The sequence below is a fragment of the uncultured Campylobacter sp. genome, from assembly GCF_937996225.1.
Lineage (GTDB): Bacteria > Campylobacterota > Campylobacteria > Campylobacterales > Campylobacteraceae > Campylobacter_B.
The window spans coordinates 21,216-44,116 of sequence record NZ_CALKTC010000084.1 but is presented as its reverse complement, the minus strand read 5'-3'; the positions used below and the strand labels follow the sequence as shown (position 1 = coordinate 44,116).

At 48.9% G+C, this 22,901-nt stretch carries 21 protein-coding genes; 12 read left to right on the top strand and 9 right to left on the bottom strand.

Annotated features, from left to right (window positions below):
* Positions 1 to 249: 249 nt before the first annotated feature.
* The 7 genes from proB to Q0174_RS10540 all read left to right on the top strand — a co-directional run bounded on the left by proB (position 250) and on the right by Q0174_RS10540 (position 7,576).
* Positions 250 to 1,371, top strand: a complete 1,122-nt coding sequence (proB, locus tag Q0174_RS10570) for a glutamate 5-kinase (protein ID WP_298043885.1) — start codon at positions 250 to 252, stop codon at positions 1,369 to 1,371.
* Positions 1,372 to 1,781: 410 nt separating this feature from the next.
* Positions 1,782 to 3,041, top strand: a complete 1,260-nt coding sequence (locus Q0174_RS10565; protein WP_298043883.1) for a glutamate-5-semialdehyde dehydrogenase — start codon at positions 1,782 to 1,784, stop codon at positions 3,039 to 3,041.
* Positions 3,042 to 3,428: 387 nt separating this feature from the next.
* Positions 3,429 to 4,172, top strand: coding sequence for an amino acid ABC transporter substrate-binding protein (locus tag Q0174_RS10560; protein WP_298043881.1), 744 nt, complete (start codon positions 3,429 to 3,431; stop codon positions 4,170 to 4,172).
* Positions 4,173 to 4,265: 93 nt separating this feature from the next.
* Positions 4,266 to 5,015: an amino acid ABC transporter substrate-binding protein gene (locus tag Q0174_RS10555; protein WP_298043879.1), complete on the top strand. Its 750-nt coding sequence runs from the start codon at positions 4,266 to 4,268 to the stop codon at positions 5,013 to 5,015.
* A complete protein-coding gene (locus tag Q0174_RS10550) occupies positions 5,012 to 5,680 on the top strand; it encodes an amino acid ABC transporter permease (protein ID WP_298043877.1) in 669 nt (222 codons plus the stop codon). The genes Q0174_RS10555 and Q0174_RS10550 overlap by 4 nt, the downstream gene beginning before the upstream one ends.
* Positions 5,680 to 6,414, top strand: coding sequence for an amino acid ABC transporter ATP-binding protein (locus tag Q0174_RS10545; protein ID WP_298043876.1), 735 nt, complete (start codon positions 5,680 to 5,682; stop codon positions 6,412 to 6,414). Before Q0174_RS10550 ends, Q0174_RS10545 begins: the two co-directional genes overlap by 1 nt.
* Positions 6,415 to 6,439: 25 nt before the next feature.
* Entirely contained in the window at positions 6,440 to 7,576 is a 1,137-nt protein-coding gene (locus tag Q0174_RS10540; RefSeq protein ID WP_298043875.1) for a PLP-dependent aspartate aminotransferase family protein, read from the top strand.
* Between the two features lie 428 nt (positions 7,577 to 8,004).
* Here the strand turns inward: Q0174_RS10540 and polA are convergent, their stop codons facing one another.
* Complete coding sequence (gene polA / locus Q0174_RS10535) at positions 8,005 to 10,821, bottom strand: DNA polymerase I (protein ID WP_298043874.1); 2,817 nt, start codon at positions 10,819 to 10,821, stop codon at positions 8,005 to 8,007.
* A 144-nt stretch (positions 10,822 to 10,965) separates the two neighbouring features.
* Here polA and Q0174_RS10530 point away from each other — a divergent pair, with 144 nt between their 5' ends.
* The 4 genes from Q0174_RS10530 to Q0174_RS10515 all read left to right on the top strand — a co-directional run bounded on the left by Q0174_RS10530 (position 10,966) and on the right by Q0174_RS10515 (position 13,925).
* Positions 10,966 to 11,310 carry a hypothetical protein gene (locus tag Q0174_RS10530; RefSeq protein ID WP_298043872.1) on the top strand — a complete coding sequence of 115 codons (345 nt, stop codon included), beginning with the start codon at positions 10,966 to 10,968 and terminating at the stop codon, positions 11,308 to 11,310.
* Between the two features lie 17 nt (positions 11,311 to 11,327).
* Positions 11,328 to 12,503 (top strand): peptidase M50, encoded by a 1,176-nt coding sequence (locus Q0174_RS10525; protein ID WP_298043870.1) that lies wholly within the window; start codon positions 11,328 to 11,330, stop codon positions 12,501 to 12,503.
* On the top strand, positions 12,500 to 12,805 hold the full coding sequence (locus Q0174_RS10520; RefSeq protein ID WP_298043868.1) for a metal-sulfur cluster assembly factor: 306 nt from the start codon (positions 12,500 to 12,502) through the stop codon (positions 12,803 to 12,805). The genes Q0174_RS10525 and Q0174_RS10520 overlap by 4 nt, the downstream gene beginning before the upstream one ends.
* Before the next feature lie 76 nt (positions 12,806 to 12,881).
* The gene (locus tag Q0174_RS10515; protein ID WP_298043866.1) at positions 12,882 to 13,925 is read left to right on the top strand and encodes a hypothetical protein; all 1,044 of its coding nucleotides are present in this window, start codon (positions 12,882 to 12,884) and stop codon (positions 13,923 to 13,925) included.
* Positions 13,926 to 14,130: 205 nt separating this feature from the next.
* On the opposite strand, the gene Q0174_RS10510 is transcribed toward Q0174_RS10515, so the two are convergent.
* The 7 genes from Q0174_RS10510 to Q0174_RS10480 all read right to left on the bottom strand — a co-directional run bounded on the left by Q0174_RS10510 (position 14,131) and on the right by Q0174_RS10480 (position 21,174).
* On the bottom strand, positions 14,131 to 15,573 hold the full coding sequence (locus Q0174_RS10510) for a Ppx/GppA phosphatase family protein (protein ID WP_298043863.1): 1,443 nt from the start codon (positions 15,571 to 15,573) through the stop codon (positions 14,131 to 14,133).
* Complete coding sequence (locus Q0174_RS10505; RefSeq protein ID WP_005871264.1) at positions 15,574 to 15,819, bottom strand: YfhL family 4Fe-4S dicluster ferredoxin; 246 nt, start codon at positions 15,817 to 15,819, stop codon at positions 15,574 to 15,576.
* 49 nt (positions 15,820 to 15,868) lie between these two features.
* On the bottom strand, positions 15,869 to 17,116 hold the full coding sequence (locus Q0174_RS10500; RefSeq protein WP_298043861.1) for a HAMP domain-containing sensor histidine kinase: 1,248 nt from the start codon (positions 17,114 to 17,116) through the stop codon (positions 15,869 to 15,871).
* A 38-nt stretch (positions 17,117 to 17,154) separates the two neighbouring features.
* Entirely contained in the window at positions 17,155 to 17,826 is a 672-nt protein-coding gene (hsrA, locus tag Q0174_RS10495) for a homeostatic response regulator transcription factor HsrA (RefSeq protein ID WP_005871260.1), read from the bottom strand.
* Positions 17,827 to 17,902: 76 nt separating this feature from the next.
* Positions 17,903 to 18,220 carry a dihydroneopterin aldolase gene (locus tag Q0174_RS10490; protein ID WP_298043859.1) on the bottom strand — a complete coding sequence of 106 codons (318 nt, stop codon included), beginning with the start codon at positions 18,218 to 18,220 and terminating at the stop codon, positions 17,903 to 17,905.
* Positions 18,217 to 18,873, bottom strand: coding sequence for a glycerol-3-phosphate 1-O-acyltransferase PlsY (gene plsY / locus Q0174_RS10485; protein WP_298043856.1), 657 nt, complete (start codon positions 18,871 to 18,873; stop codon positions 18,217 to 18,219). The genes Q0174_RS10490 and plsY overlap by 4 nt, the downstream gene beginning before the upstream one ends.
* Before the next feature lie 9 nt (positions 18,874 to 18,882).
* A complete protein-coding gene (locus Q0174_RS10480) occupies positions 18,883 to 21,174 on the bottom strand; it encodes a DUF87 domain-containing protein (RefSeq protein ID WP_298043854.1) in 2,292 nt (763 codons plus the stop codon).
* Positions 21,175 to 21,268: 94 nt separating this feature from the next.
* Between Q0174_RS10480 and Q0174_RS10475 the strand changes: the two genes are divergently transcribed.
* Positions 21,269 to 22,192: a methylenetetrahydrofolate reductase gene (locus Q0174_RS10475; RefSeq protein WP_298043852.1), complete on the top strand. Its 924-nt coding sequence runs from the start codon at positions 21,269 to 21,271 to the stop codon at positions 22,190 to 22,192.
* Positions 22,193 to 22,619: 427 nt separating this feature from the next.
* Here Q0174_RS10475 and Q0174_RS10470 read toward each other — a convergent pair whose 3' ends face one another.
* Positions 22,620 to 22,787 (bottom strand): hypothetical protein, encoded by a 168-nt coding sequence (locus Q0174_RS10470; RefSeq protein ID WP_298043849.1) that lies wholly within the window; start codon positions 22,785 to 22,787, stop codon positions 22,620 to 22,622.
* Positions 22,788 to 22,901: the final 114 nt, after the last annotated feature.

Below are 22,901 nucleotides of genomic sequence, written 5' to 3'. Positions count from 1 at the left end.
CGGGAGTTTATCTCCCGTTACGATCTTCGTAAACAGACTATCTCTACGCTTTATAAGAAAATTTACTACGCCAAATACGACTACTTTATAATCAAACTTTTACCCAAAAAATTTTATCTCTCGTATTTAGAAGCTGCCGAATTTTATTCGGGAATGAATTTTAGCCAAAGCTCGCATCCACCCAGCTTAAAACATAAAATTTAAAATAAGCCGTTTTCGATATAATTTTCAAAAATTTCGGAGCGGAAAATGGACAGAAAAGAGCTTCTGGGCGGCGCAAAACGTATCGTCGTAAAAATCGGTACCTCAACGCTTACCAATGCGGACGGTTCTCTAAATGAGCGGCTTATCAAAAGTCTAGTCGCGCAAATTTGCAAGCTAAAAGATGCGGGCTTTTGCGTGGCTTTGGTAAGCTCGGGCGCCGTGGGCGCGGGCATGGGGCTGCTAGGTATCGCGCAAAGACCTAAAATTTTAAGCCGCAAGCAGGCTCTAGCTGCGGTCGGACAGGTCGCGCTGATGCATCTTTACGAGCGGCTGTTTTGGGCGCATGACCGCATTATCGCGCAGCTGCTGTTAAGCCGCGGCGATTTTAGCGACAGGGCGCGCTATCTTAGCGTGCGAAACGTCTGCGCGGAGCTACTCTCGCGCGGCATCGTGCCGATCATAAACGAAAACGATCCCGTCGTAGCAGATGAACTGAAAGTGGGCGACAACGACACGCTAAGTGCGCTCGTTGCGGGGCTAATCGATGCTGATCTGCTCGTGATTTTAAGCGATATCGACGGGTTGTACGACAAAAATCCGAGCGAGCACGCGGACGCAAAACTTTTAAGCTTTATCGAAAAAATCGACGAGCGCGTCGTCAAAATGGCAGGCGGCGAGGGCGGTAAATTCGGCACGGGCGGCATGGCGACCAAGATCGCGGCGGCGCAAATGGCAAATCAAATCGGCACGAGTCTGATCATCGCAAACGGGCGCACGGACGGAATTTTGCTTAAAATCGCGGCGGGCGAGGAGGTCGGCACCCTCTTTAGCGCGGGCGCGGCGCGGCTTAGCTCGCGTAAATACTGGCTCGCATACGGCGCGATTAGCAAAGGCACGGTGATTATCGACGCGGGCGCGGCAGAGGCGATAAAATCGGGCAAAAGCCTGCTTGCGGTCGGGATTGCCGAGGTGCGCGACGAATTTGAGCGCGGCGAGATCGTAAGCCTCTGCATGGCGGACGGCAAGCTGCTGGCACACGGCATTAGCAACTATTCAAGCTGTGAGCTTGCGCGCATAGCGGGCGCAAAAAGCGATGAGATAGAGCAGGCTTTAGGCTACAAAAGCGACGATGACGCGATACATGCGGATAATATCGCGCTGCAATGAAATTTTAGCCGTGTTCTGTGCGTTTAAAATTTCAAACGGAGGGCGAAGACGAAAAAGATTATATTTTTTGCGCTACTTTTGGCGGGTGCGGCGTGGACGGCAAAATTTGACGAACCGGACGCCGATAAAAACGGCGAGCTAGACGTTTTTGAACTGCGCGGATATGAGCCGGCGGATTACGTAAAAGCGCTATGCGCGAATTGAAATGAGAAGGTTGGGCGTAATGCCCGGCGAGTAAGCGAAATTTTGACGCAAGAAAATCCGAAATAAAATGGCCCAAAGCGCGCTAAATTTAAGCCGTCGTGCGCGGATAAAAATAAGACGCACTGGAATTTTAGACGCGATAGAAGCGACGCTCGCGGCATTTTTATACGCAGCATGCGATTTGATTTATAGATTAAGGAGCGAAAATGAACGAAATTTTAGATATCTGTAAGCGCGCAAAGGCCGCTTGCGGCGAGCTTTTGAGACTTGGTAGCAAGGCTAAATTTGAAATTTTAAACGCCGTGGCAGACGAGCTACTTACACAAAAAGACGCGATAAAAGCGGCAAACGCCAAAGACCTTACAAATGGCGAGAGATCGGGCTTGAACGCAGCGCTGCTAGACCGTCTAAGGCTAACCGACGCCCGTATCGAGGCGATGGCGCAGGGCGTGCGCGAAGTGGCGGGATTTGCAGAGGTCGTGGGCGAAAATCTAGGCGGCTGGAGCCATCCAAACGGCATGCAAATCAGCCGCGTGCGCGTGCCACTGGGTGTGCTCGGCATCATCTACGAGAGCCGTCCAAACGTCAGTATCGACGCGGCGGCTCTGGCGCTAAAAAGCGGCAACGCAGCGATCCTGCGAGGCAGTGCAAGCGCGCTAAATTCAAACATCTTTTTAGTAAATTTATTTAACGAAGCCGGGGCGAAATTCGGCTTACCGGGCGGCGCAGTGCAGCTCGTGGAGAGCGCCGAACGCGAAGTAGTGGCGAAAATGGCGAAAATGAGCGAGTATATCGACGTTTTGATACCGCGCGGCGGCAAGAGCTTAAAAGACTTTATAGCGCAAAACGCGACCGTGCCGATCATCATGACGGGCGCGGGGGTTTGCCACATCTTCGTCGATGAGAGCGCAAATTTAAAGCAGGCCGCGAAGATAATCAAAAACGCCAAAACCCAGCGCCCAAGCGTCTGCAACGCCGTAGAGTGCGTGCTTTTGCATGAGCGCGTGGTAGGCGAAATTTTACCAGAGCTTGTGCACGAGATGCCGGAGGTCGAGTTTCGCGTGAGCGAGCAGCTACTGGGCGCGTGCGAGTCGGAGCTGCGTGGTGTAGCAAACGTCAAGACTGCCGACGAGAGCGACTTTGGCGCCGAGTTTTTGGATCTCGTGCTAGCCGTGCGCGCGGTGCGGGATACGGGTGAGGCGATTGGCTTTATAAACGCGCATTCCAGCGGACATTCGGACGCGATTTTGAGTGAAAACTACACAAACATCGAGCGGTTTTTAAACGAAGTCGGCAGCGCGGTCGTCTACGCCAACGCCTCGACGCGCTTTAGCGACGGCAGCGAGTTTGGATTCGGCGGCGAGATCGGCATCAGCACGCAAAAGCTGCACGCCAGAGGACCGATGGGGGTGAGGGAGCTTACGACCTATAAATACGTCGTCCGCGGAGGCGGGCAAATTCGTTAGCGGCTTGTCTTTTTCTAAAAGGATCATCTTGCGAGCGCTTTTGAGAGAAATTTTGCTTCTCTTGCGCTCGCAACTGCAAGCAGAAGTCTAGCTTGCGCAAAATTTTAGCTTCTAACTCAAAAAATCGCCTCGAAATACTTGCAAATTTTATTTTATATCGCAGGCTGAATTCCTTCTGTGATACTTTTACCTAATAAACTTGAAATTTTATAAATCACCTCTGTCAAAATTTTAAAAATATATGACGCTAAAGCTTTGCCATACAGGCGAAATTTTGTATCACATCTTACTAAAATTTAAAATTTTTAATAAAAATTATATATTCCGCACGATATAATCGCGCATCTGCCCGCAGCGCGAGCGATAGCTAAATTTCAAGGAGATGTAATGAAAATATTTAAAGCCCTGCTCGCAACAGCGCTGATCGCCGCCACCCTAAGCGCTAAGACGCTCAAAGAGGGCACGCTCGTAATAGCCACAGAGGGGACTTACTCGCCGTATTCTTTCTATGACGAGAAAAATAATCTTACCGGCTTTGATGTCGATATCGCTCGTGCATTAGCAAAAGAGCTAGGGCTAAAGGCGGAATTTTTAACCGCGCCGTGGGATGCGATGCTCGCGGCATTTGACGCAGGCAAAGCGGACATAGCGATGAATCAAGTAAGCATCACGCAGGAGCGCAAGAAAAAATATAATTTCAGCGAGCCTTATACCGTGGCTTATGCTGCGCTAGTAGTGCGAGCTGATAACGAGGAGATTAAGAGTTTTGCGGATCTTAAAGGCAAAAAAAGCGTCCACTCCGCTACCAGCAACTGGGCTGACATGGCGCGCAGCTATGGCGCTGAGATCGTCACAGCAGACGGATTTAGCAAGGGCGTGGAGCTCATCATAGCTCGTCGCGCAGACGCTACGATCAACGACAACATCACATTTTTCGACTATATGAAGCAGCGCCCGAACGCCCCGCTAAAGATCGCAGCTCAAGGCAATGAGCCGATCTATTCCGCTGTGCTGCTTAAAAAGGATGATGAGCTGACGGCGCAGATAAATTCCGCGCTAAAATCGCTAAAGCAAAAAGGCGTGCTGAAAGAAATTTCACTTAAATATTTTGGCAAAGACATTACGGAGTAAATTTTACGACCGCTTAGTTGAAGCGTGGAATTTTAAACTTGGTTGGGCGGAATTTCGCATTTTAAATTTCGCTCATAAAATTTTGGAGGAATTATGAAAAATTTAATAAAAACTTTGCTTGCGTGCGCGCTTTTAATATGCGTCGCAAACTCTAAAACGCTACGCGAAGGCACGCTTAAAGTAGCTACGGAAGGCACCTTTTCGCCATTTTCGTATTATAACGACAAAAATGAGCTCGTAGGATACGACGTAGATGTCGCGCGCGCAGTCGCCGAAAAGCTTGGTCTAAAAATAGAATTTCTAACCGCGCCTTGGGATGCGATGCTTGCAGCATTTGATGCAGGCAAGGCAGACGCTGTGTTTAATCAAGTAAGCATTACTGATGAGCGCAAGAAAAAATATGAGTATTCAGTGCCCTACACCGTCGTTTACGGAGCTATCATCGTGCATAAAGATAACAACGACATTAAAAGCTTCGAGGATTTAAAAGGCAAGAAAAATGCGGACTCTGCTACCAGCAACTGGGCGCAAGTCGCTAAAAAATACGGCGCGCAAAACGTAACCGTCGATAGTTTCGCTAAAAGTATGGAGCTACTGATCGCTCGCCGCGTAGATACCGTCGTGCGCGATAATACCGTATTTTACGACTTTTTAAAGCAGCGCCCGGACGCTCCGATTAAGATCGCTGCAAAGCTAAAAGATGTCGATTATAGCGCTGCAATCGTGCAAAAGGGCAATAAAGAGCTCGCAGATCAAATCAGCAAAGCCTTAAACGAACTCAAAGCCGAAGGCAGGCTAAAAGAAATTTCGCTTAAATATTTCGGCAAAGATGTGAGTGAATGAACGAAACAAGCAGAATTTTAGAGCTTGTTAGCAGCTCGCTAGAGCCGATGGCGCTAGCCCTGTTACAAGTTACGATCCCGCTTACGATAATCTCATTTCTGCTCGGGCTCGTGCTTGCGGTGCTGACGGCGGTCGCACGCATCGCAAATTTTAAAATTTTAAAGCAGCTAAGCAAAATTTATATTTGGATTTTTCGCGGCACTCCGCTTTTGGTGCAGCTTTTTATCGTCTATTTCGGACTTCCAATCGTTGGGATCACACTTGATGTTTGGGCTGCTGCGATCATTACCTTTAGCCTCAATATCGGCGCTTACGCTTCAGAGGCGGTGCGAGCTGCGATCCTATCAGTGCCAAAGGGACAATGGGAGGCGGCTACCTCTTTAGGCATGAGCTACGCTCAAATTCTGCGCCGCATTATCGCTCCGCAAGCAGCGCGCATATCGCTGCCGCCGCTATCAAATATATTTATCTCTACGCTTAAAGACACTTCGCTCGTAGCCTCGATTACGATGGTCGATATGTTTATGGTCGCTCAACGTATTGCTGCGCGGGCATTCGATCCGCTCACGTTATACGTGCTGGCGGCGCTATTTTATCTAGCAGTCTGCACCCTTCTTACGTTTTTGCAATCCAAGCTAGAGCGACGATTTTCAAGGTTCGTGTGATGATAAAATTTACGAACTTAACTAAGCGCTTCGGCGATCACGTTGTGCTAAATGGGCTAAGCTTAGAATTTCACGACGGGCAAACGACGGTGATTTTAGGAAGCTCTGGCTCCGGCAAATCCACGATGCTGCGCTGCATAAATCTGCTCGAAATTCCAAGCGGCGGCGAGCTACAGCTAGGCGAGTTTAAGATAAATTTCGACGCTCCGCATAAAACAAGCGAGTATCATCCGTTCCGCGCGCATACGGGCATGGTTTTTCAAAGCTTCAATCTCTTTCCGCACCTCAACGTCTTGCAAAACGTCATCGAAGCGCCCGTACACGTACTAAAACAGCCACGCGAGCTTGCCGAGGCAAATGCAATGACGCTGCTAAAAAAAGTCGGCATGGCGGATAAAGCTGGCGCGTATCCGGCTCGCCTCTCCGGCGGTCAGAGCCAGCGCGTGGCGATCGCGCGAGCACTTGCTATGCAGCCTGAGTTTTTGCTGCTGGACGAGCCTACGAGCGCGCTTGATCCCGAACTTGAGGCGCAGGTGTTAAAGACTATCGCCGAGCTTGCCGCAGAGGATCGCTCGCTCATCATCGTTACACACAATATGGGCTTTGCACGCAAGATCGCAGATAGAATTTTATTCTTAGACGGCGGAGTTATCGCATTCGACGGCGACGCAGAGGAATTCTTCGGTAGCAGCGACGAGCGCATAGCTAAATTTATCGGAGCGATGAGCTTTTAAATCCATTAAATTTCAAGGAGAAAAGATGAAAATAGATACCCTAATCGTAAAGGGCATAGAGGCCAAGTCCAACCCCCACAACGCGGTGATTCCGCCGATATATCTAGCCAGCACCTTCGTGCAAGAAAGCCTGGATGATTTCGGCAAATACGCCTATTCGCGCGGCGCAAATCCTACGCGCAACGCCTTTGAGGAGCTTTTTGCAAAATTCGAAGGCAGCAAATACGCCTTCGCGCTAGCCTCGGGCATGGCGGCTACGAGCGCTGCGTTTTCGCTGCTTAAAAGCGGCGATCGCGTGCTGCTAAATAATAACGTCTACGGCGGCACCTATCGCTACGTAAGCGGGATTTTTAAAAATCAAGGGGTCAATTACGACTTAGTGGACGATCTGAATTCGATCAGCGAAATTCCGAGCGACGTCAAAATGGTGTTCATCGAAACACCATCAAATCCGCTTTTGCGAGTAACCGATATTGAGCGCATCAGCGAGCTCGCGCACAAAAACGGCGCGCTTGTGGTTATGGATAATACCTTTTTGACCCCATATTATCAGCGCCCGCTAGAGCACGGCGCAGACGTCGTGGTTTATAGCGCGACCAAATACATAGGCGGGCATGCCGATCTGATCGCCGGCATCGTTACGACGAATGATGACGAGCTTGCCGCAAGAATTCAATTTATGAAAAACACTCTGGGCGCGACGCTATCGCCTACCGACGCGTATTCGCTCATACGCGGGCTTAAAACGCTAAGCGTGCGCTTCGACCGCCAGAGTGAAAATACGCTAAAGATAATAGAATTTTTACGCGGCAATCCTGCGGTAGAGGCGGTAAATTTTGCAGGCTCGCATTCTGCGAGCGAAAAAAAGATACAAAATCGCCAAGCTAGCGGTATCGGAGCGGTCATCTCGCTGGTGCTTAAGCCGCAATACGACTATAAAACCTTTGCGCGCAGCCTTGAGCTATTCGATCTAGCCGTGAGCCTGGGCGGCGTAGAGAGCCTGATCTGCCATCCCGCGTCGATGACGCACGAGAGCTATCCGCGCGAGTTGCAAGAGCGCATCGGCATCAGTCAAAATTTGCTGCGCCTAGCCATAGGCATCGAAAACGCGGACGATCTCATAGCGGACCTTACCGCCGCGCTAGAAAAATCTAAAAAATAGGCGGCACAGAATTTGCGCAAGCTCGCGGAATTTCTACGCAGGCTTGTAAAAATTTACGCGGGCGCGCAGAATTCATGCCAAAATTTCGTCCAAAATCCTTATAGCTTCGCTCGTGAGGCTATAAGGGAGCGGTCTTTACAAACTGGCGCGCAGGGCGGGTTTAAAAAGACCCGCCGCCGATCATCTCATCTTACAAAAATCTCTTTTTGCAAAACCTATGTCCATTTTCTCGCGGGCTAAATTTTGTATGAATTTTCACTCGTTAAATTTTACACGGCGCGCGTATAATCCGTTAGCCACTCGTAATCGCTCGGTTTAAATTTAGCGCAATTAAATTTATCAAACGAGCAAATTTAGGCTCTGTCATGCTCAAAATTTAAAATTCCGCGCGGCATCTAAATTTTAGCCGCACTTTAAATTTAGCGGAGCTACTTCAGCTCGCCCCAGCGCTTGGCGATGTTTAGGCTCGTCTTTAAAGGCACGTTTAGGCTCGCCGCACTTTGCATTATCTCCTGCGCGCGCTCGCCGAAGCTCTGCGCCAAATCGTCCCGCACCTCGAAGATCAGCTCATCGTGGATCTGCAATATCAGCCGCGCCTCGCCGCTTAGCAGCGGCGAAATCTCAACCATCGCCTTTTTGATGATATCGGCGGCGGAGCCTTGAAATTTCGTATTCACCGCCTCGCGCTCGTAGCTCGCATAGACCATGTTGTTGCGCGCGTTTGCAAAATCGAAATAGCGCCTGCGCCCAAAAAGCGTGCTTACGTAGCCGCTTTCTTTCGCGTCCGATTTTATGCTTTGCAAAAACTCCTTGATCGTGGAAAACGCCGCGAAATAGCGCTCGATATAGCCCTTCGCCTCGGCGCGCGCGATGCCTAGGCTGTCGCTTAGCTTGCCCGCGCCCATGCCGTAGATGAGGCCGAAATTTATGCTCTTTGCGATCGTGCGGTGCGCGGGCTGCGCGTCGCCGAAGATGCTGATCGCCGTGCGCGCGTGAATGTCCTCATCCGCCCTAAACGCCGCCAAAAGCGCAGGATCGCGCGAAAAGTGCGCGAGCAGGCGCAGCTCGATCTGCGAGTAATCAAGCGAGATCAACGAGTAGCCCTCCTCTGCTAGGAAGCAGTCCCGTACGTCCTTCGCAAAGGTGCCGCGCGCGGGGATATTTTGCAGGTTCGGATTTTTGCTCGCTAGCCGCCCGGTAGCCGTGCCGGTCTGCAAAAAATTCGATCTGACGCGGTTTTGCGGATCTGCAAGGGCAAGCTGTAGCAGCGGCTCACAATAGGTGCTTTGCAGCTTAAACAGCTCGCGGTAGTCTAAAATTTTACCCACCGCAGGATGCAGCGCCGTAATATCCTTTAACACGCTTTCGTCGGTGCTATAGCCCGTTTTCGTGCGCTTCGCCGCAGGAAGCCCAAGCCGTTCGAAAAGCACGGCGCCGAGCTGAGCGGGAGAGTTTATGTTAAACTGCTCGCCGCAAAGCTCATAAATTTCATCCGTGAGCGCTCGCAGGGACTTTTCGTTGCGCGCGATAAGGCGCTTTATCATCTCCGCGTCGATCTTGATGCCGCATCTTTGCATCTGCCAAAGCACCCGCACGAACGGGAACTCAAGCTCTTGCGCGAGCTTAAAAAGCGCGGGTTCGAGCAGCTGTTTGAGTTTAAAATACAGCCTCAGCGTCACCCACGCATCCTCGCTCGCATAGATCGTAGCGGCGTCCAGCTCCACGGAGGCGAAGGTTTCGCCCTTTTTAACGACGTCGCCGAAATGCACAGTCTCATACCCCAGATACCGCGGCGAGATAGAGTCCATCCCCACGGCGTTTGCGGGATCGAGCAGCCACGCTAGCACCATCGTATCGGCAAAGCGCGCAGCAGGCTCGATATTAAAATTATTTTTCACGATCTCAAAATCGTATTTTAAATTTTGCCCCACGACATATCCGCGAAACAGCGAGCCGATCGCAGCTTTTGCCGCATCCGAAGAAATTTGAGCCGGAGCGCCCAAATAGCTATGCGCGAGCGGGACGTAGTAGGCGCGCTCCTCGTTAAACGCAAACGAAAAGCCCACGATCTTGGCGCTTTTGCTGTCGATGCTAGTGGTTTCCGTATCGAAGCTCACCAAGGTCTCGGCGCTAACGTCTTCGCACAGCCTCGCAAGCTCCGCAGCATCGGTGATACAAATGGGCTCAAATGGCATTTTAAAAGCGCTCTCGGAATTTTGTCCGCCGCAAGAGGAGCCACCCGGGATAGAATTTTGCCCGTCTATCCCCCCTACGGCAGCGTCCAAGATAGATCCGCCGCGAGACGGCTCTGCGGCGGAACCCTTCCCGCCCGCGCCCAAAACGGAGCTTTTTGCGCTTGCGCCTTTGCCCTCGCCCCAAAGATCAAGTCCGTTCTGCTCCTGCAGGCTTAGCGCAGAAAGAAGCCTATTTAGCGCGTAATCTTTTAAAATTTCGCGGATTTTAAAAAGCGGATTTTGCTGCGGAAATTTCGCATCCTCTAAAGGCGGGATTTCCAGCTCGTCGTAAAGCGTGGCCAGGCGCTTGCTTATGTAGGCGCTCTGCTTCCCCTCTATCAGATACTCGCGCTGTTTGTTTTGCGGCAGGCGGTCTAAATTTGAATAGATCCCATCAAGCGAACCCCACTCGTCCAAAAGCTTCTTCGCCCCCTTGTCGCCGATGCCCCGCACGCCCGGGATATTATCGGCGCTGTCGCCACAGATCGCCAAAAAATCCACGATCTGCTCGGGATAGACGCCGTAGCGCTGCAAGCACTCCTCTCTGCCATAAAGCATCTTTTTGCCGTGGCTGTAAATTTTAACGTTTTCGCCGATGAGCTGATACAGGTCCTTGTCGGAGGTAACGATGTTGATTTTATGCGTGGCGCCATGCTTTTTAACGACGCTTGCGATGAGATCGTCCGCTTCGTAGCCCTCGCGCCCGAGCGAGTAAAGCCCCATCTTTTCGATCATCTCGATGCAGACCGGCAGCTGCTGCAAAAGCGCGGGCGGCGGGGCTTGGCGGTTAGTTTTGTAGTTGGGATCGATATCTGAGCGGAAGGTCTTGCCCTTGCTATCCAAAGCGAAAATTATATAATCGCTCTTAAATTCCTTCGAAAGATTTGCGATGAAGCTCGCAAACCCGCTCACCATGCCGCTGGGTTTGCCGTCTTTAGTCTTTAGCCCGCTCATAGCGTAGTAGAGCCTGAAAAAAAAGCCGAACGTATCGATAATCGTGATGGTCTGCATAATGGTCCTCGGATTTAAAATTTTAACGCGTAGTGTATTAAAATTCGGCTAAATTTACAAATTCCAAATAGGACTTGACCTACCTCATTTCAAAATTTTAAAATTTGCTATATAATCGCGCGAAATTTTAAAAAAGGATCAGGTATGGATTTTTTCACAGACTGGCAGGAGTTCGACGCGACGGGCGCTACGGTGAAATTTTATAAAAAATCACAAGGCGGCGTAGAATACATCGGCTTTGATTCGCGCAAATGCGTTCCGCCCGAGCCGATGGTAAATGCGCTGGTGGCGCTAAATTTCGTAAAAGACGAAACCAAAAAGGTGGTCATGGTCAATCATAAATTTCCGATGGGGCTGATCCCGAAAATCGAGTCTAAATTTGACATTGCCCGCGAGGATCTGGACGGCGACGCGGTCAAGCTCACCATCAGCCTAAAGCCCGGCGCGGTCAATGAGGGCTTTGATACCGACGCAAAATGCCACGGCTAAGGGGCTTTAAAATTTAGATGAATATCACGACATTTTCGCCGCCGTTTCGCATCGTAGGCGGCTATTTCATCTGCGGCTTTATCTTTTTGCTGCTAAGCGTGGCGAGCTTTTTAAAGGCGGATTTCGGCGCGATCCAGGCGCCGCAGACGGCGAGCTTTTTTCACGTATTTTTGCTGGGATTTGTAATCAGCATAATCATCGGAGCGCTCTACCAGCTCACCTCCGTCATCATCCAAAAGGAATTTTTCACCGTCAAATTTGCGTTTTTAAATCTCTTTGCTTACGCTGCGGGCGTGGCTCTGCTAAGCGCGGGATTGCTACTTTCAAATATCTCGCTGATGCACGCAGGCGGCACCGTTTTGCTGCTTAGCCTATTTTATTTTACGATCTGCTACGCGCTAAGCTTCATCGGCACGCCCAAATGGAGCTTCCCCGCCGTTGCGCTTGCGATCTCGGCTGCGTTTTTGGCGGTAGGGATCAGCCTTGGCTTCGCGCTCGTGCTAGCGCTTAGCGGCGTGGAGATTTTCGGAGTATATTTTTCAGAAATTTTATCCTATCACATATACTTCGTGCTGGGTTTTGTATTTTTCGTCATCGTAGGCGCTGCGTGCGTGCTGCTGCCGATGTTTAGCCTGGCGCACGATCTAAGCTTCGCGCCGGCAAAAGCTTCGCTGGCGCTGTATCTGCTCGCGGGGCCGTTTTTGCTAAAAGACTTTGGAATTTTTATCGCACTTGCCGCACTTGCGAGCTTTGCGGCTCAGACGATCTACATCCTAGCCAGGCGCGTGCGAAAAGCGATCGATTATTGGAATTTAAACGTCTACATCTCGCTAGCGGCTTTGGGATTTAGCGGCGCATTTTGGATCGCAGATCGCGCAGATTTGGCGGCGTTTTGGCTGCTATACGGCTTTTTGTTCGCCTTCATCGTCGCGCACCTTTATAAAATCGCGCCCTTTCTCATCTGGTACCACTACGTCTCGCCCTTCGTCGGCAAGCGCAAAATCCCTATGCTCGAGGATATGATAATCAAAAAGATCGCCTACGCAGCCTGCGTGTCAAACGTCTTAGCGCTTGCGTGCGCGGGCCTTGGAGCGCTAACGCCTGCGGTTATCTTGCAAGCGGTAAGTATAATTTTGGTGCTAATCAACATAGTAAATATCTTTAACTACATAAAATTCGGAGAGGAAAAATGAAAGTAACGAAGGAGCAAATTTACGACGCGCTTCGCGCCGTAGTGGACCCTGAGGTGGGCTTTGACGTCGTGTCGCTGGGACTTATTTACGACGTAGCGATAGATGAGGCGAACAACGCCAAAGTCACTATGACGCTATCGACTCAGTCGTGCCCGCTGCATGAGATGATGGTGGAATGGGTGCGCGCGGGTGCCGAGAGCGTGGAGGGCGTCGGCGAGGTGGAGATTGATCTAGTTTTTGAGCCGATGTGGAATATAGACATGGCAGAGGATCACGTCAAAGAAGCGCTCGGTAGATTTTAAACAGCTTTGCCGTACCCCATAGTTTAAGCTTTAAAATTTTGAAATTAGACTTCAAATTTATACCTAGGGGGCTGCTATGAAAAAATTTACCGACGGCGAGAAAGAAATTCTACTTCAAACGCAAGGGCTTAGTTTGATTTCAAAGACGCTACAAAACGGCAAAGAAAGGCTGAGTTCTAAAGAATTCGCAAACCACGATGCTCTGCAAAAAGCTTTCGTAAAAAAGCAAGTTGATGCCCTAAAAAAGGGCTTCATCTATGAAAACAAAAAAGCAAAATTCGGCGAGGCAATAGCGCATGCCTATATCGGCGGCGGATACAGCGGGGCGCTTGGATTTGCCGAGTTTGAGGATAAATTTTACGTCTATAAATGTAATTTTGACGAGCACGGCTGCGATTATTTAATCGTGTTGGACGGCGAGCTAAGAACTCTTGCGCAAATTAAGCTACCAAAAATTTTAGCATGGAAAATGACTGCTACCAAAAAGGCCTTGGTGCTTGATTTGGACCACGAATTCTTTCTTTTTGATGGAGAGAAATTCAGTAGGCTTTTTGAAGCCTGGGGTATCACAGGAGGAGGCTTTAGCTCCAGTCTAAGCGGCAACGGCGAAATTCTAGCCTGCGGCACGGATGGAATTTTAGCTTTCGGAAGCGACAAGAAGCTAAATTTTAAAACGGATTTTTCGGCGAAAGCTATAGGCTTCGGCAATAAAATTTGTGTAGCCTGTGGGGATGAAAACGGCAAAAATGTCGCTAGGCTCTACCGCCTAAAAGACTTCGCCGAGCTTTGCCGTATCGAATGCGACGTGGGCTATATCCACTCCCTAAACGTGGGGCTTATCAAAAATGACGCAATTTTGGTCGTAAATAACGGCTTTGATGAGCTGTATTTTTGGGACGTCGCAAGCAAAAAGCGTCTAAGCGTACCAAAAACCTTGCCAAGAAGCGTAATAAGGTTTGCCGCAAACGATCAAATTTTTCTTACGTATTTTTATGGCAGGTTTAAAGCATTTAGCTTGAAGGATTTTCGCCTCTTAGGCGAGTTTGAGTGCGAGCACTGCGTCAAAACTGCTGCTATTGAAATCTCGGGCGAACGCCTTTACGTCAAAGCGTGCCGATAAATTCGCCGCTGTCGGCTTTTATTGAAATCTCGGGCGAACGCCTTTACGTCCGCACCGACTACGGATTTTTTAGCATTTATTCTTTAGCCGAGAATGGAATTAAAATTTAAAAAGCGCTATTGATAGGGATTGATCGCCCGCTTCAAGCTCATAAAATTAAACGAACTCCGCCCGCCTTAAGCTTGCGCAACAAGCAGGGCGCTATTTAAAGGAATTTTATCGCAAAAATTGCGGGCTTTGAGAGCTTTTTAAGGCTTCCTTTAAGCATTATCAAATTATCGGCGCCGGAGATTTTAAGAGTGGAATTTTCAAAGCTAAATTCTAAATTTTTCAGCGCGTTTTCGCTTAGGAGGCGCGCAAGCTCCAAAATATAGCTGAGCCAGGCAAGCTTGGCGGCGTCCGGCAAAATCGCGCTCAAAGGCGCGAACGTAGCTCCCAGCTCACGCTTTCCGTGCATCGAGATGATCGCGGCTATGAGCGCCTTTTCTTTGTGCGTCGTGCGATAGTTCAGCCCGCCGAGCACCATATCCGCGCTGGTTTCGTGCTTGGCATAAAAGCCGATCGCCCGTCCAATCTCACAAAGCGATGCTGCGGTCTGAAGAATTTTAATATATTTTTCATTCAAGCCATGCAGCGGCGATAGCGTGCAAAACAGCGCCTTTGCGAACTTCGGAGCCTCGCTGGGCTCGGAAGCGAAGCGATCTTTGAGGCTTCTTAGGCTCGGATTAAAGCTTCTAGGTAGGTTTGCGCCGCGCAAGATCGAGCTTAAAAACGCCCCCTCTCGCACTCCCACGCCGCTTGTGATGATCTTTTTCGCTCCCAGGCGCCTTACGATCTTATCAAAGATGATGGCGCCCTCTCTGATCGTGTCGTAGCGGTCTTTTTTGATCGGGAATTTTGCCAAATCAAGCGTCTTTGCGCTCATCAGCTTGGCAAAAAACGGCGCGTATTTTTCATAATCGTAGCTGAAATTATGCACGATCTTTAGCGGATGGTTTTGCAGGCTCATCACGGCGCCTGAAAGCGCTCGCGCGGAGCCGCCCATTACGATTAAATTTTGCGTGCGAAACTCGGCGCCGAGCTGCGAGATCGCGCTGTTTATGTATTTCTCCAGCCCCTTCGTGTCGCCGCGGTCGAAAAACAGCTCCTTTAGCCGCACCGTGCCTAAATTTAGAGAAATTTTATTTTCTATCCTGCCGTTTTTTATGTAAGCAAGCTCGGTCGAGCCGCCGCCGATGTCAAGCGTAACGCCCTCGGAAAAGTCGCTAAGCAAATTCTGCGCCGCATAGGCGCCCAGATACGCCTCCATCTGCCCGTCTATCTTGCGGATCGCAATGCCCGTTTGCTTGCGTACGAGATTTATAAACTCGGCCCCGTTCGGTGCGTCGCGAAGTGCGGATGTACCGATGCAAAGCACGCGCTTGGCCTTATAATTGCATACGAGGGTTTTAAATTTTTTAAACGCGAGTAGGCATTTTTGCATCGCTTCGGTGGTTAAAATTCCGCCGTTTTCGTAAGCGCCCTCGCCTAGGCGGATCTTGATCTTGTGCTCGGCCAAGATAAAAAACCCGAGCCTGCTCGTGCGCTCGAAAATCACGGCTCTGGCGGAATTTGAGCCCAGATCTATGACTGCGACGCGCTTGGGCATTTAAATTTCCATATGGACGTGTTTGTATTTCAGCTCGTCTGCCGTCTCGATATTATCGGGATCGGTGATGATGCACTCGACCGGGCAGACCACGATGCAGGCGGGCTCAGAGTAATCATCTACGCACTCACAGCATCGATCGGCATCTATGATGTATATCGGCTCATCCTCAAAAATCGCTTCATTAGGGCATTCCTCGCGGCAAGCGTCGCAACTGATGCATTCTTTTGTAATCAACAATGACATATAATTTTACCTTACGAAAAAATTTATGGCGTTTATACCATAAAAAGCTTCATTTTGTTTTAAAATAGCGGAATTTCGGGCTATTTCTTAAATTTTTTAGCGGAAGTTTGAAAATCGCGACGATTAGCAAGCGCGCTTCATCGTTTTTAAGATCTACTTGCGCGCCCATCGCTTGAGCAGCATTTTTGGCTAGAAATAGCCCGAGTCCGGCTCCCGGCTTGCCGCCGTAGCGCTTAAAAGGGGCGAAATAATCGATCTCTTCGTTAAGCGGCTCGCCTTTGTTTGCGACCCGCACGATGAAATTTCCGTCCGAAATTTCGCTCTCAATCAACACCTTTTCGCCGTCCGGAGAAAATTTTATAGCGTTTTGGACGAAATTTTGAATCACGTGCATAAAAAGGCTCTTCTGCACCGAAATATCAAGCTTTTCTGGGCTTAAGTTTAGTTCGACATCCTTTGAAACGGTGCGCGCCAAAATTGTGAAATTTACGCACAACTCCTTAAGATAAGCGATCACATCGGTCTGCTCGGGCGCCTCGAACTGCGCCCCCTCCTGCCGCCCGATCTCCAAGATCGAGCTGATCATCTTATTCATATTATCGATCGAGTCGTTATTATTTTTAAGCGCCTCGATATATTTCTCGCTCTCGCGCGGCTTAATTAGCGCAACTTCGTTTTTGGTTTTCATCACCGCCAGCGGAGTCTTAAGCTCGTGCGCGATGCCGATAAAAAGCTCTTTTTGATATAAAATAAAGGTTTCGATGCGCTCAAGCAGGCGGTTTATGCTGTTTGAAAGCGGGCTAAATTCGCTTGGAATTTCGGCTCCGTCGATAGGTTTTAAAAATTTTTCATCCACCGAGGCGAGCCTTTGGCTAATTAGCTTAATCGGCATCAGCAGCGTGCGCGAAAGAAGCATCGCGTAAAACACCACCAAAAATATCATCACTAAATTTACCAAAATGATGTCAATGAGTATTTGATTTACGATGTTTGCATAGACGCTCACGTCGGCTCGGATGCTTAAAATTTTATCCTTGTCGTAGGGATAGTGCAGCTGCAAATAGCTCCTACCGCCCTCGGAGCTTTCGATAAATTTAGGCTTATTCAGCCCTCCCTTTTCGATGATTTTGCTCTCGTATTCGCCCGGCGTATTTTGCAAAAAAGATGAAATTTTATCCGGTGGCACGGAGGCATCCACGATTTTCTGCGCTCTTAGGATCAAATTTTGAACGGGGGTTTCGAAGATGGTAATCCTCATGTAGTTGTAGAGCATTACCGAGAATATAACGATTAGCATCGCCGAAGCGGATGCTAATTGTATTACAAAGCGGACTCTTAGGCTTTTTGTGGAAAGCAAAATCTATATCCGCGTCTGCGAACGGTCTCGATCGTAGAGATATTTAGAGGCTTATCCATTTTCTGGCGAATTTGATTGATCGCGACTTCGATGACGTTCGGCGTAACGAGCTCAGGCTCCTCCCAGATAGCGTCTAGCAGCTGCTCTTTGCTTACGATCTGATCGCTGTGGCGCGCTAGATGAGTTAGTACCTCAAACGGCTTGCCCTTCAGCTCGATCTCTTGACCTAGATAGGTGATCTTCTCCTCATCCGGATCGATGATGAGATCGTCGATTTTGATGATATTTGAGCCACCGAAGCGAAGTCTAGCCTCAAGGCGCGCTACTAAAACATCAAAGTCGAAAGGTTTTTTGATAAAATCGTCTGCGCCCGCGCGAAGTGCTTTGATCTCGCTTTCTTTATCGTCTTTTGCAGATAGCACGACGACAGAGGTGCGCGCGGATTTTTGCTTAACCAATGCGATGAGATCGATGCCGTTGCCGTCAGCTAGCATCCAATCGGTTAGCACCAAATCATAATTTCTAATGCCGATATAATACTCTGCGTCCTTAAAACTCTCGGAAGTATCCGTCTGATAGCCGAACTCCATCAAGCCCTCCGCTATCGTCTTGTTTAAAGTCACCTCGTCCTCGACTATTAAAATTCTCATTTAATTTCCTTGCCTTAAAATTTTGCGGCGATTTTAACATATTTTAAGCAAAATTTCAAGATTTTTTAAAGAAATTTTAAAATTTTATCTCTATTTCCGCGCCGACGCTCGCGTCTTGTAAAATTTCGGGCTTTAAAATTTTCATATAAAAATAATCCATCGATCGAAATTTTGAGTAAAACTCCTGCGCGAAGTATTTTAGCGCGTCCTCTACGAGGCGAAATTTTTTCTCGCGGAACTCCGCTTTGATATATTCGCAAACCCGCGCATAGTCGATAAATTCCTCCGCTCCGAACTTCGCCCACACCCAGACGCGCTGCTCGCGCTTGCGCTCAAAATCCAGCGTCCCGATTATCGTGCCAAATTCCAGCTTTTCGATTAAAATTTTAATCATACTACGCGCTTTTCCTCGCCCTTAAGCAGCCTGGCGATATTCGGCGCGTGTTTGTAAAATACGATGAAAACTATCAGAAAGATCGGCGCATGAGTGTTGATTGCTGGCATCTGCGGATGGATCACATAGCTTGCTACGACTAGCGCAAGCGCCGCTGCAAGCGAGGCTACGGATGAAATTTTAACCGTCTTGCCGACCACGAACCAAACGGCAAGCGCAATAACAATCTCGATAGGAATAAAGCAAGCAAGCACGCCGGCTCCCGTCGCAATGCCCTTGCCGCCGTTAAATTTCAGATACGGGCTGAAGCAATGCCCAAGTACTGCAAAGACAGCCATGCTCCATAGCACGTTTTCATCAAAGCCTAAAGCCCGCGCGATCAGTATCGGCAGGGCGCCCTTTAGCGCGTCGCAGGCAACCGTGAGGATCGCGAGCTTTTTTGCTTTTTGCGGATCGCGAGTTTTTAAGACGCGAAGGACGTTGGTAGCGCCTATGGAGCCGCTACCCTCTCTTTTGATATCCACGCCACCTAGGTATCTGCCGATCAAAAGCCCAAAGGGGATCGCAGCGATCAGATACGCAGCAAAGTAGCACCAAAAATTCGGCGCCGTAACGATGCTAAGTAAAAATTCTAAAATTCCCGATTTTTTCATAAAATCCCTTTAACTCTTCCAAAGTAGCGAAATTTTCTCGTCGTAGATGTCGGTTTTCTTCGGCGAAATTTCTTTCGTTTCGAGTTTAATATTTTTCAGATCCAGGCTCTGTTTTAGCGCGTCCACTTCAGCCTCAAATTTCTGCGTAAGCACCTCCAACTCCTCTTGTAGTGCGCTTAGGCTATTTTCGGCATTTTTAGCTTCGCTTCGTTCGTTTAAAATTTTATGCGCGCTTTTAGCTCCGCTGATTGCTTTGGAGATGTTGCTAGCGCTGCGCGAGCGACCTAAAAACGCGCCCAAGATCGCTCCGCCTATATTTAGCGCCGCATCCACGCCGCGACTTAGCACGTCGCCCTTTTCCTTTTCATACTTTTCGCTAGCGCGCGAAATTTTATCCTCAAGGCGCGCCTTTTCCTTCTCAAATTTAGCCGTAATCTCGTCGGTTTTGGCCTCTAAAGCTTCATTTGCCTTATCGCCTAGGCGCACAAAAAACTCCTCCTTGCTCTCGCCCGGTTTTGAGAGCAGATCAAGCGCGCTAAAAAGTTCTAACTTTTCGTTGCGGTAGAGCCATTCTTTAAAGCTTTTAAGCTGAGCGTTTAAATTTTTTGCGCCCGCGATGAAGCTAGGAAGCGCGCCGTAGAGCGAGCCCGCCTGCTCTTGTCCGCTTAAATTTGCAACTTCTCGCGTGCTAGCCTCGCTCCAATCTATTTCGCTTACGTCCGAAAGCGATAGCAAAAAGGAGCGCTCCTGCGTAAAATCGACTCCCTTGTCGCAAAATCGTATCTTAGCGCTTGCGTACAGATATGGGCTTAGCTCAAGGCTCGCGCCGTAGCTGTAAAGCTGCGAAATTTCACCGGAAACTACGGGCTTGGCGGCACCGGCGGATTTGATGCCTTGCGCGGCGTCCGATACGGACGAAATTTCAGTCTTTTTGTCTTTCATTAAATTTGAAATTTGTTCGTTGCTTAAAGGGCCTTTTAAATAGCTTAGCGCGAAGCGCGTCTCGATCACCCGCAGCACATCCTCGTTGATGTTTTTTACCAAAAAATTTCGCTTTTTGAGATTTGAAATTTTCTCCATAAGCACGCTTTTGTCGATCGGATTTGAGCCGATACCGCTTAAGCCGCTGATGACGCGCTCTTTATCCTGCGCGGTCTGCAAGCGCCCGATAAACCACGTACCGATGTTGCTAAGCCCTTTGTAATCGAGATCGACCGGGTTTTGCGTCGATAATACGCAACCAAGTCCGAATGCGCGAGCCTGCTTTAGCAGCGTAAGCATCGGTGTTTTGCTCGGCGGATTGCCGTTTGGCGGAAAAAAGCCGTAAATTTCATCCATATAAAGCACGGCGCGCAAGGAACTCGTACCGCTTGTGGTGCGCATCCATTTGATCATCTCGCCCAAAAGTAGCGTGACGAAAAACATCCTCTCATCGTCGTTTAGATGCGCGATGGAAAATATATTCGCCCTCGCTCTGCCGTTTTCATCAAAGAGCATCTTGGCGATATTTAGCCGCTCGCCCTCGCACCAAAGCTTAAAGCTCGGACTTGCGATGAGCGCGTTAATCTTCATCGCAAGCGCCATTCGCTTATCGCTCGGAAAAAAGGTATTAACGTCGAAAACGCCGATCTTATCGAAAGGCGGGTTGCCGATCTGTGCGATGAGATCCACTACGCTCACCCCCTCGCCTTTGTTAAAATGATAGGTTAAAATTTGGCTGATTAGTAAAAATTCCGGCGAGCTGAGATTATCGCTGCTAATCCCTGCGAGGCTTAGCACGCTAGTGGCGATACCGCCGATATAGTTATTCAAATCCTCTTCGTTTAAGCCCTTCGGTGCTTCAAAGTCGCTTAGCAGGCTGATACCAAGCCCTGCGCTTGATTTAGGCGTATAAATTCTAAAATCGGCGCTATTTTTCAAAAGCTCCACCCGCGCCAGGTCTTGATACGAGCCCTCGATCCCTTCGCGCCAGGTATTTGCGGTCTGCTCGGCATACTCGTGCACGCTAAGACCTTTGTTTTGCGCCTCGGCCTCGTCGATATAGGGCTCAAAATCCTCGGCCCTCATCTGCGGGAAAGTAAGAGCTAAATTCGTTAGATCGCCTTTCGGATCGATGATGATGGATGGGATATTATCGATCGCGGCTTCCTCTAGCAGCGTGATGCCAAGTCCCGTTTTGCCGCTGCCGGTCATTCCTATGATGAGCGCGTGAGTCGTCAGGTCCTTGTTTTTATAAAAAAACGGCTCGCTGTTTTCGAGCCCCAGATAAAAAAGCTTTAAATTTTCTTGAAGCGTTTTCATTGCGTTCCTTAAATTTGCAATTTGCTTGGCATTATATCATTTAAATTTTTAAATTTAAATTTGCTAAAATGCGCGAAAAATCAAGGAACGGCAAGTGTTAAAAGAAAAAATTAGAAACGGAAAAAGCGGAATTTTGCTCTATGGCATCGTTCCGCCTAAAATCACGTCCCCTCAAGACGAGCTCGAGCGCCTAGGTACGGCGTGGTCGCAGCGCCTAGGCGAATGCGAATGCGACGGCATCGTCATCTACGATCTACAAGATGAAAGCGCGCGCACGAAAGATGAGCGGACCTTTCCTTTTGTGCATACGATCGATCCTGCGCGCTATTACACGCAGTATCTACACACTGATAAAGAAGCGATCATCTACCGCGCGGTAGGCAAATACGATGAAGCGGAATTTTGCGAAATTCTAAGGCATGCCGCAAGCGGGCTGGGTGTTTTCGTGGGGGCGAGTTCTAAAAATGAAGAATGCAAGCTGCATCTAAGCCGCGCCTATGAGCTCAAACGACTCGTGGCGCCACATCTTTGCCTAGGCGGCATCTGCATACTCGAGCGCCATGAAAAAAGCCGCGACGAGCACCTAAAAATCGCGGAGAAGACTGCAGACGGGTGCGAATTTTTTATCACTCAGGCGGTTTATAATGTGCAAAACGCCAAAGATTTCATCGACGATTACGCCGCTTTGGAGTGCAAAAAGGTGCCGATAATCTTTACTTTTACGCCGTGCGGTAGCCTAAAGACGCTTGAGTTTATGAAGTGGCTTGGTATCTCGGTGCCGGATTTTTTGCAGCAGCGGCTGCAAAGCAGCGTCGATATCTTGCAAAGCTCGGTGGCGCTGTGCGTGGAGATGTTTGAGTTCATCTACCGATATGCCCTGGAAAAAGGGGTGAGCGTGGGCGCGAACGTCGAGAGCGTAAGCACCCGCCGCGTCGAAATCGAAGCCTCGCTCAGCTTACTAAAAGAGATCAGAAAAATTATCCTTAAGCACGAGAATTTGGGATTTTACATTATTTAAAATTTTAAACCGAGCGCACGAACAAAACGCTAGATAGTCCAAGCTAGCGGAGGAATTTTAAATAATTTTAGATCGCTTTCTGAAAAATAAATCGAAATTTTATCCGAATGGAATTTGAACTTAAAATTTATAAAAAATTGCCCCAATAATATACTTTAATAACTGTCGTCCGTAACTGTGAGATGATATTTCGTGCAAAATTTCCCAATGCTTACAATGGCATTGAGCTAGGCATATCATCAAACCTATAAATCGCTGTAGTTTTCACACTAAAACTAAGTGCATTAACCGCCTTTAGTCTGCAGCCGACGCGACCGCACCTTCCGGCTTGCCGCTATCTACACAGGGATAAATGTATATTGTATAACGGGAGATAGCTGGAGATTTTAACGCCCTATAGATATTTAGAGATACGACGCCTCTTCGCTCATGGCATAGCGTCCTTTATTGTTCCATTCGTAGTATTTGATTTAAATTTACCGGCGTTTATGCTAAATTTCAAATCTAAGGCAATTTGATGCTTGCTGTTGTGAGCGTTTTGGTATTTGAATTTTATTCTACAGCCTATGTGTAGGTCGCTCAAAAGATCCACCATACGCCGCCGTAAAAATACTTGCCGAGCTTTGCAGCTAATTAAAAGCCGTTAATGCAGAATCGGCTGAAATTAACACCCATTTAAGCTATCGCATATTTGATTTCTTTTATATTC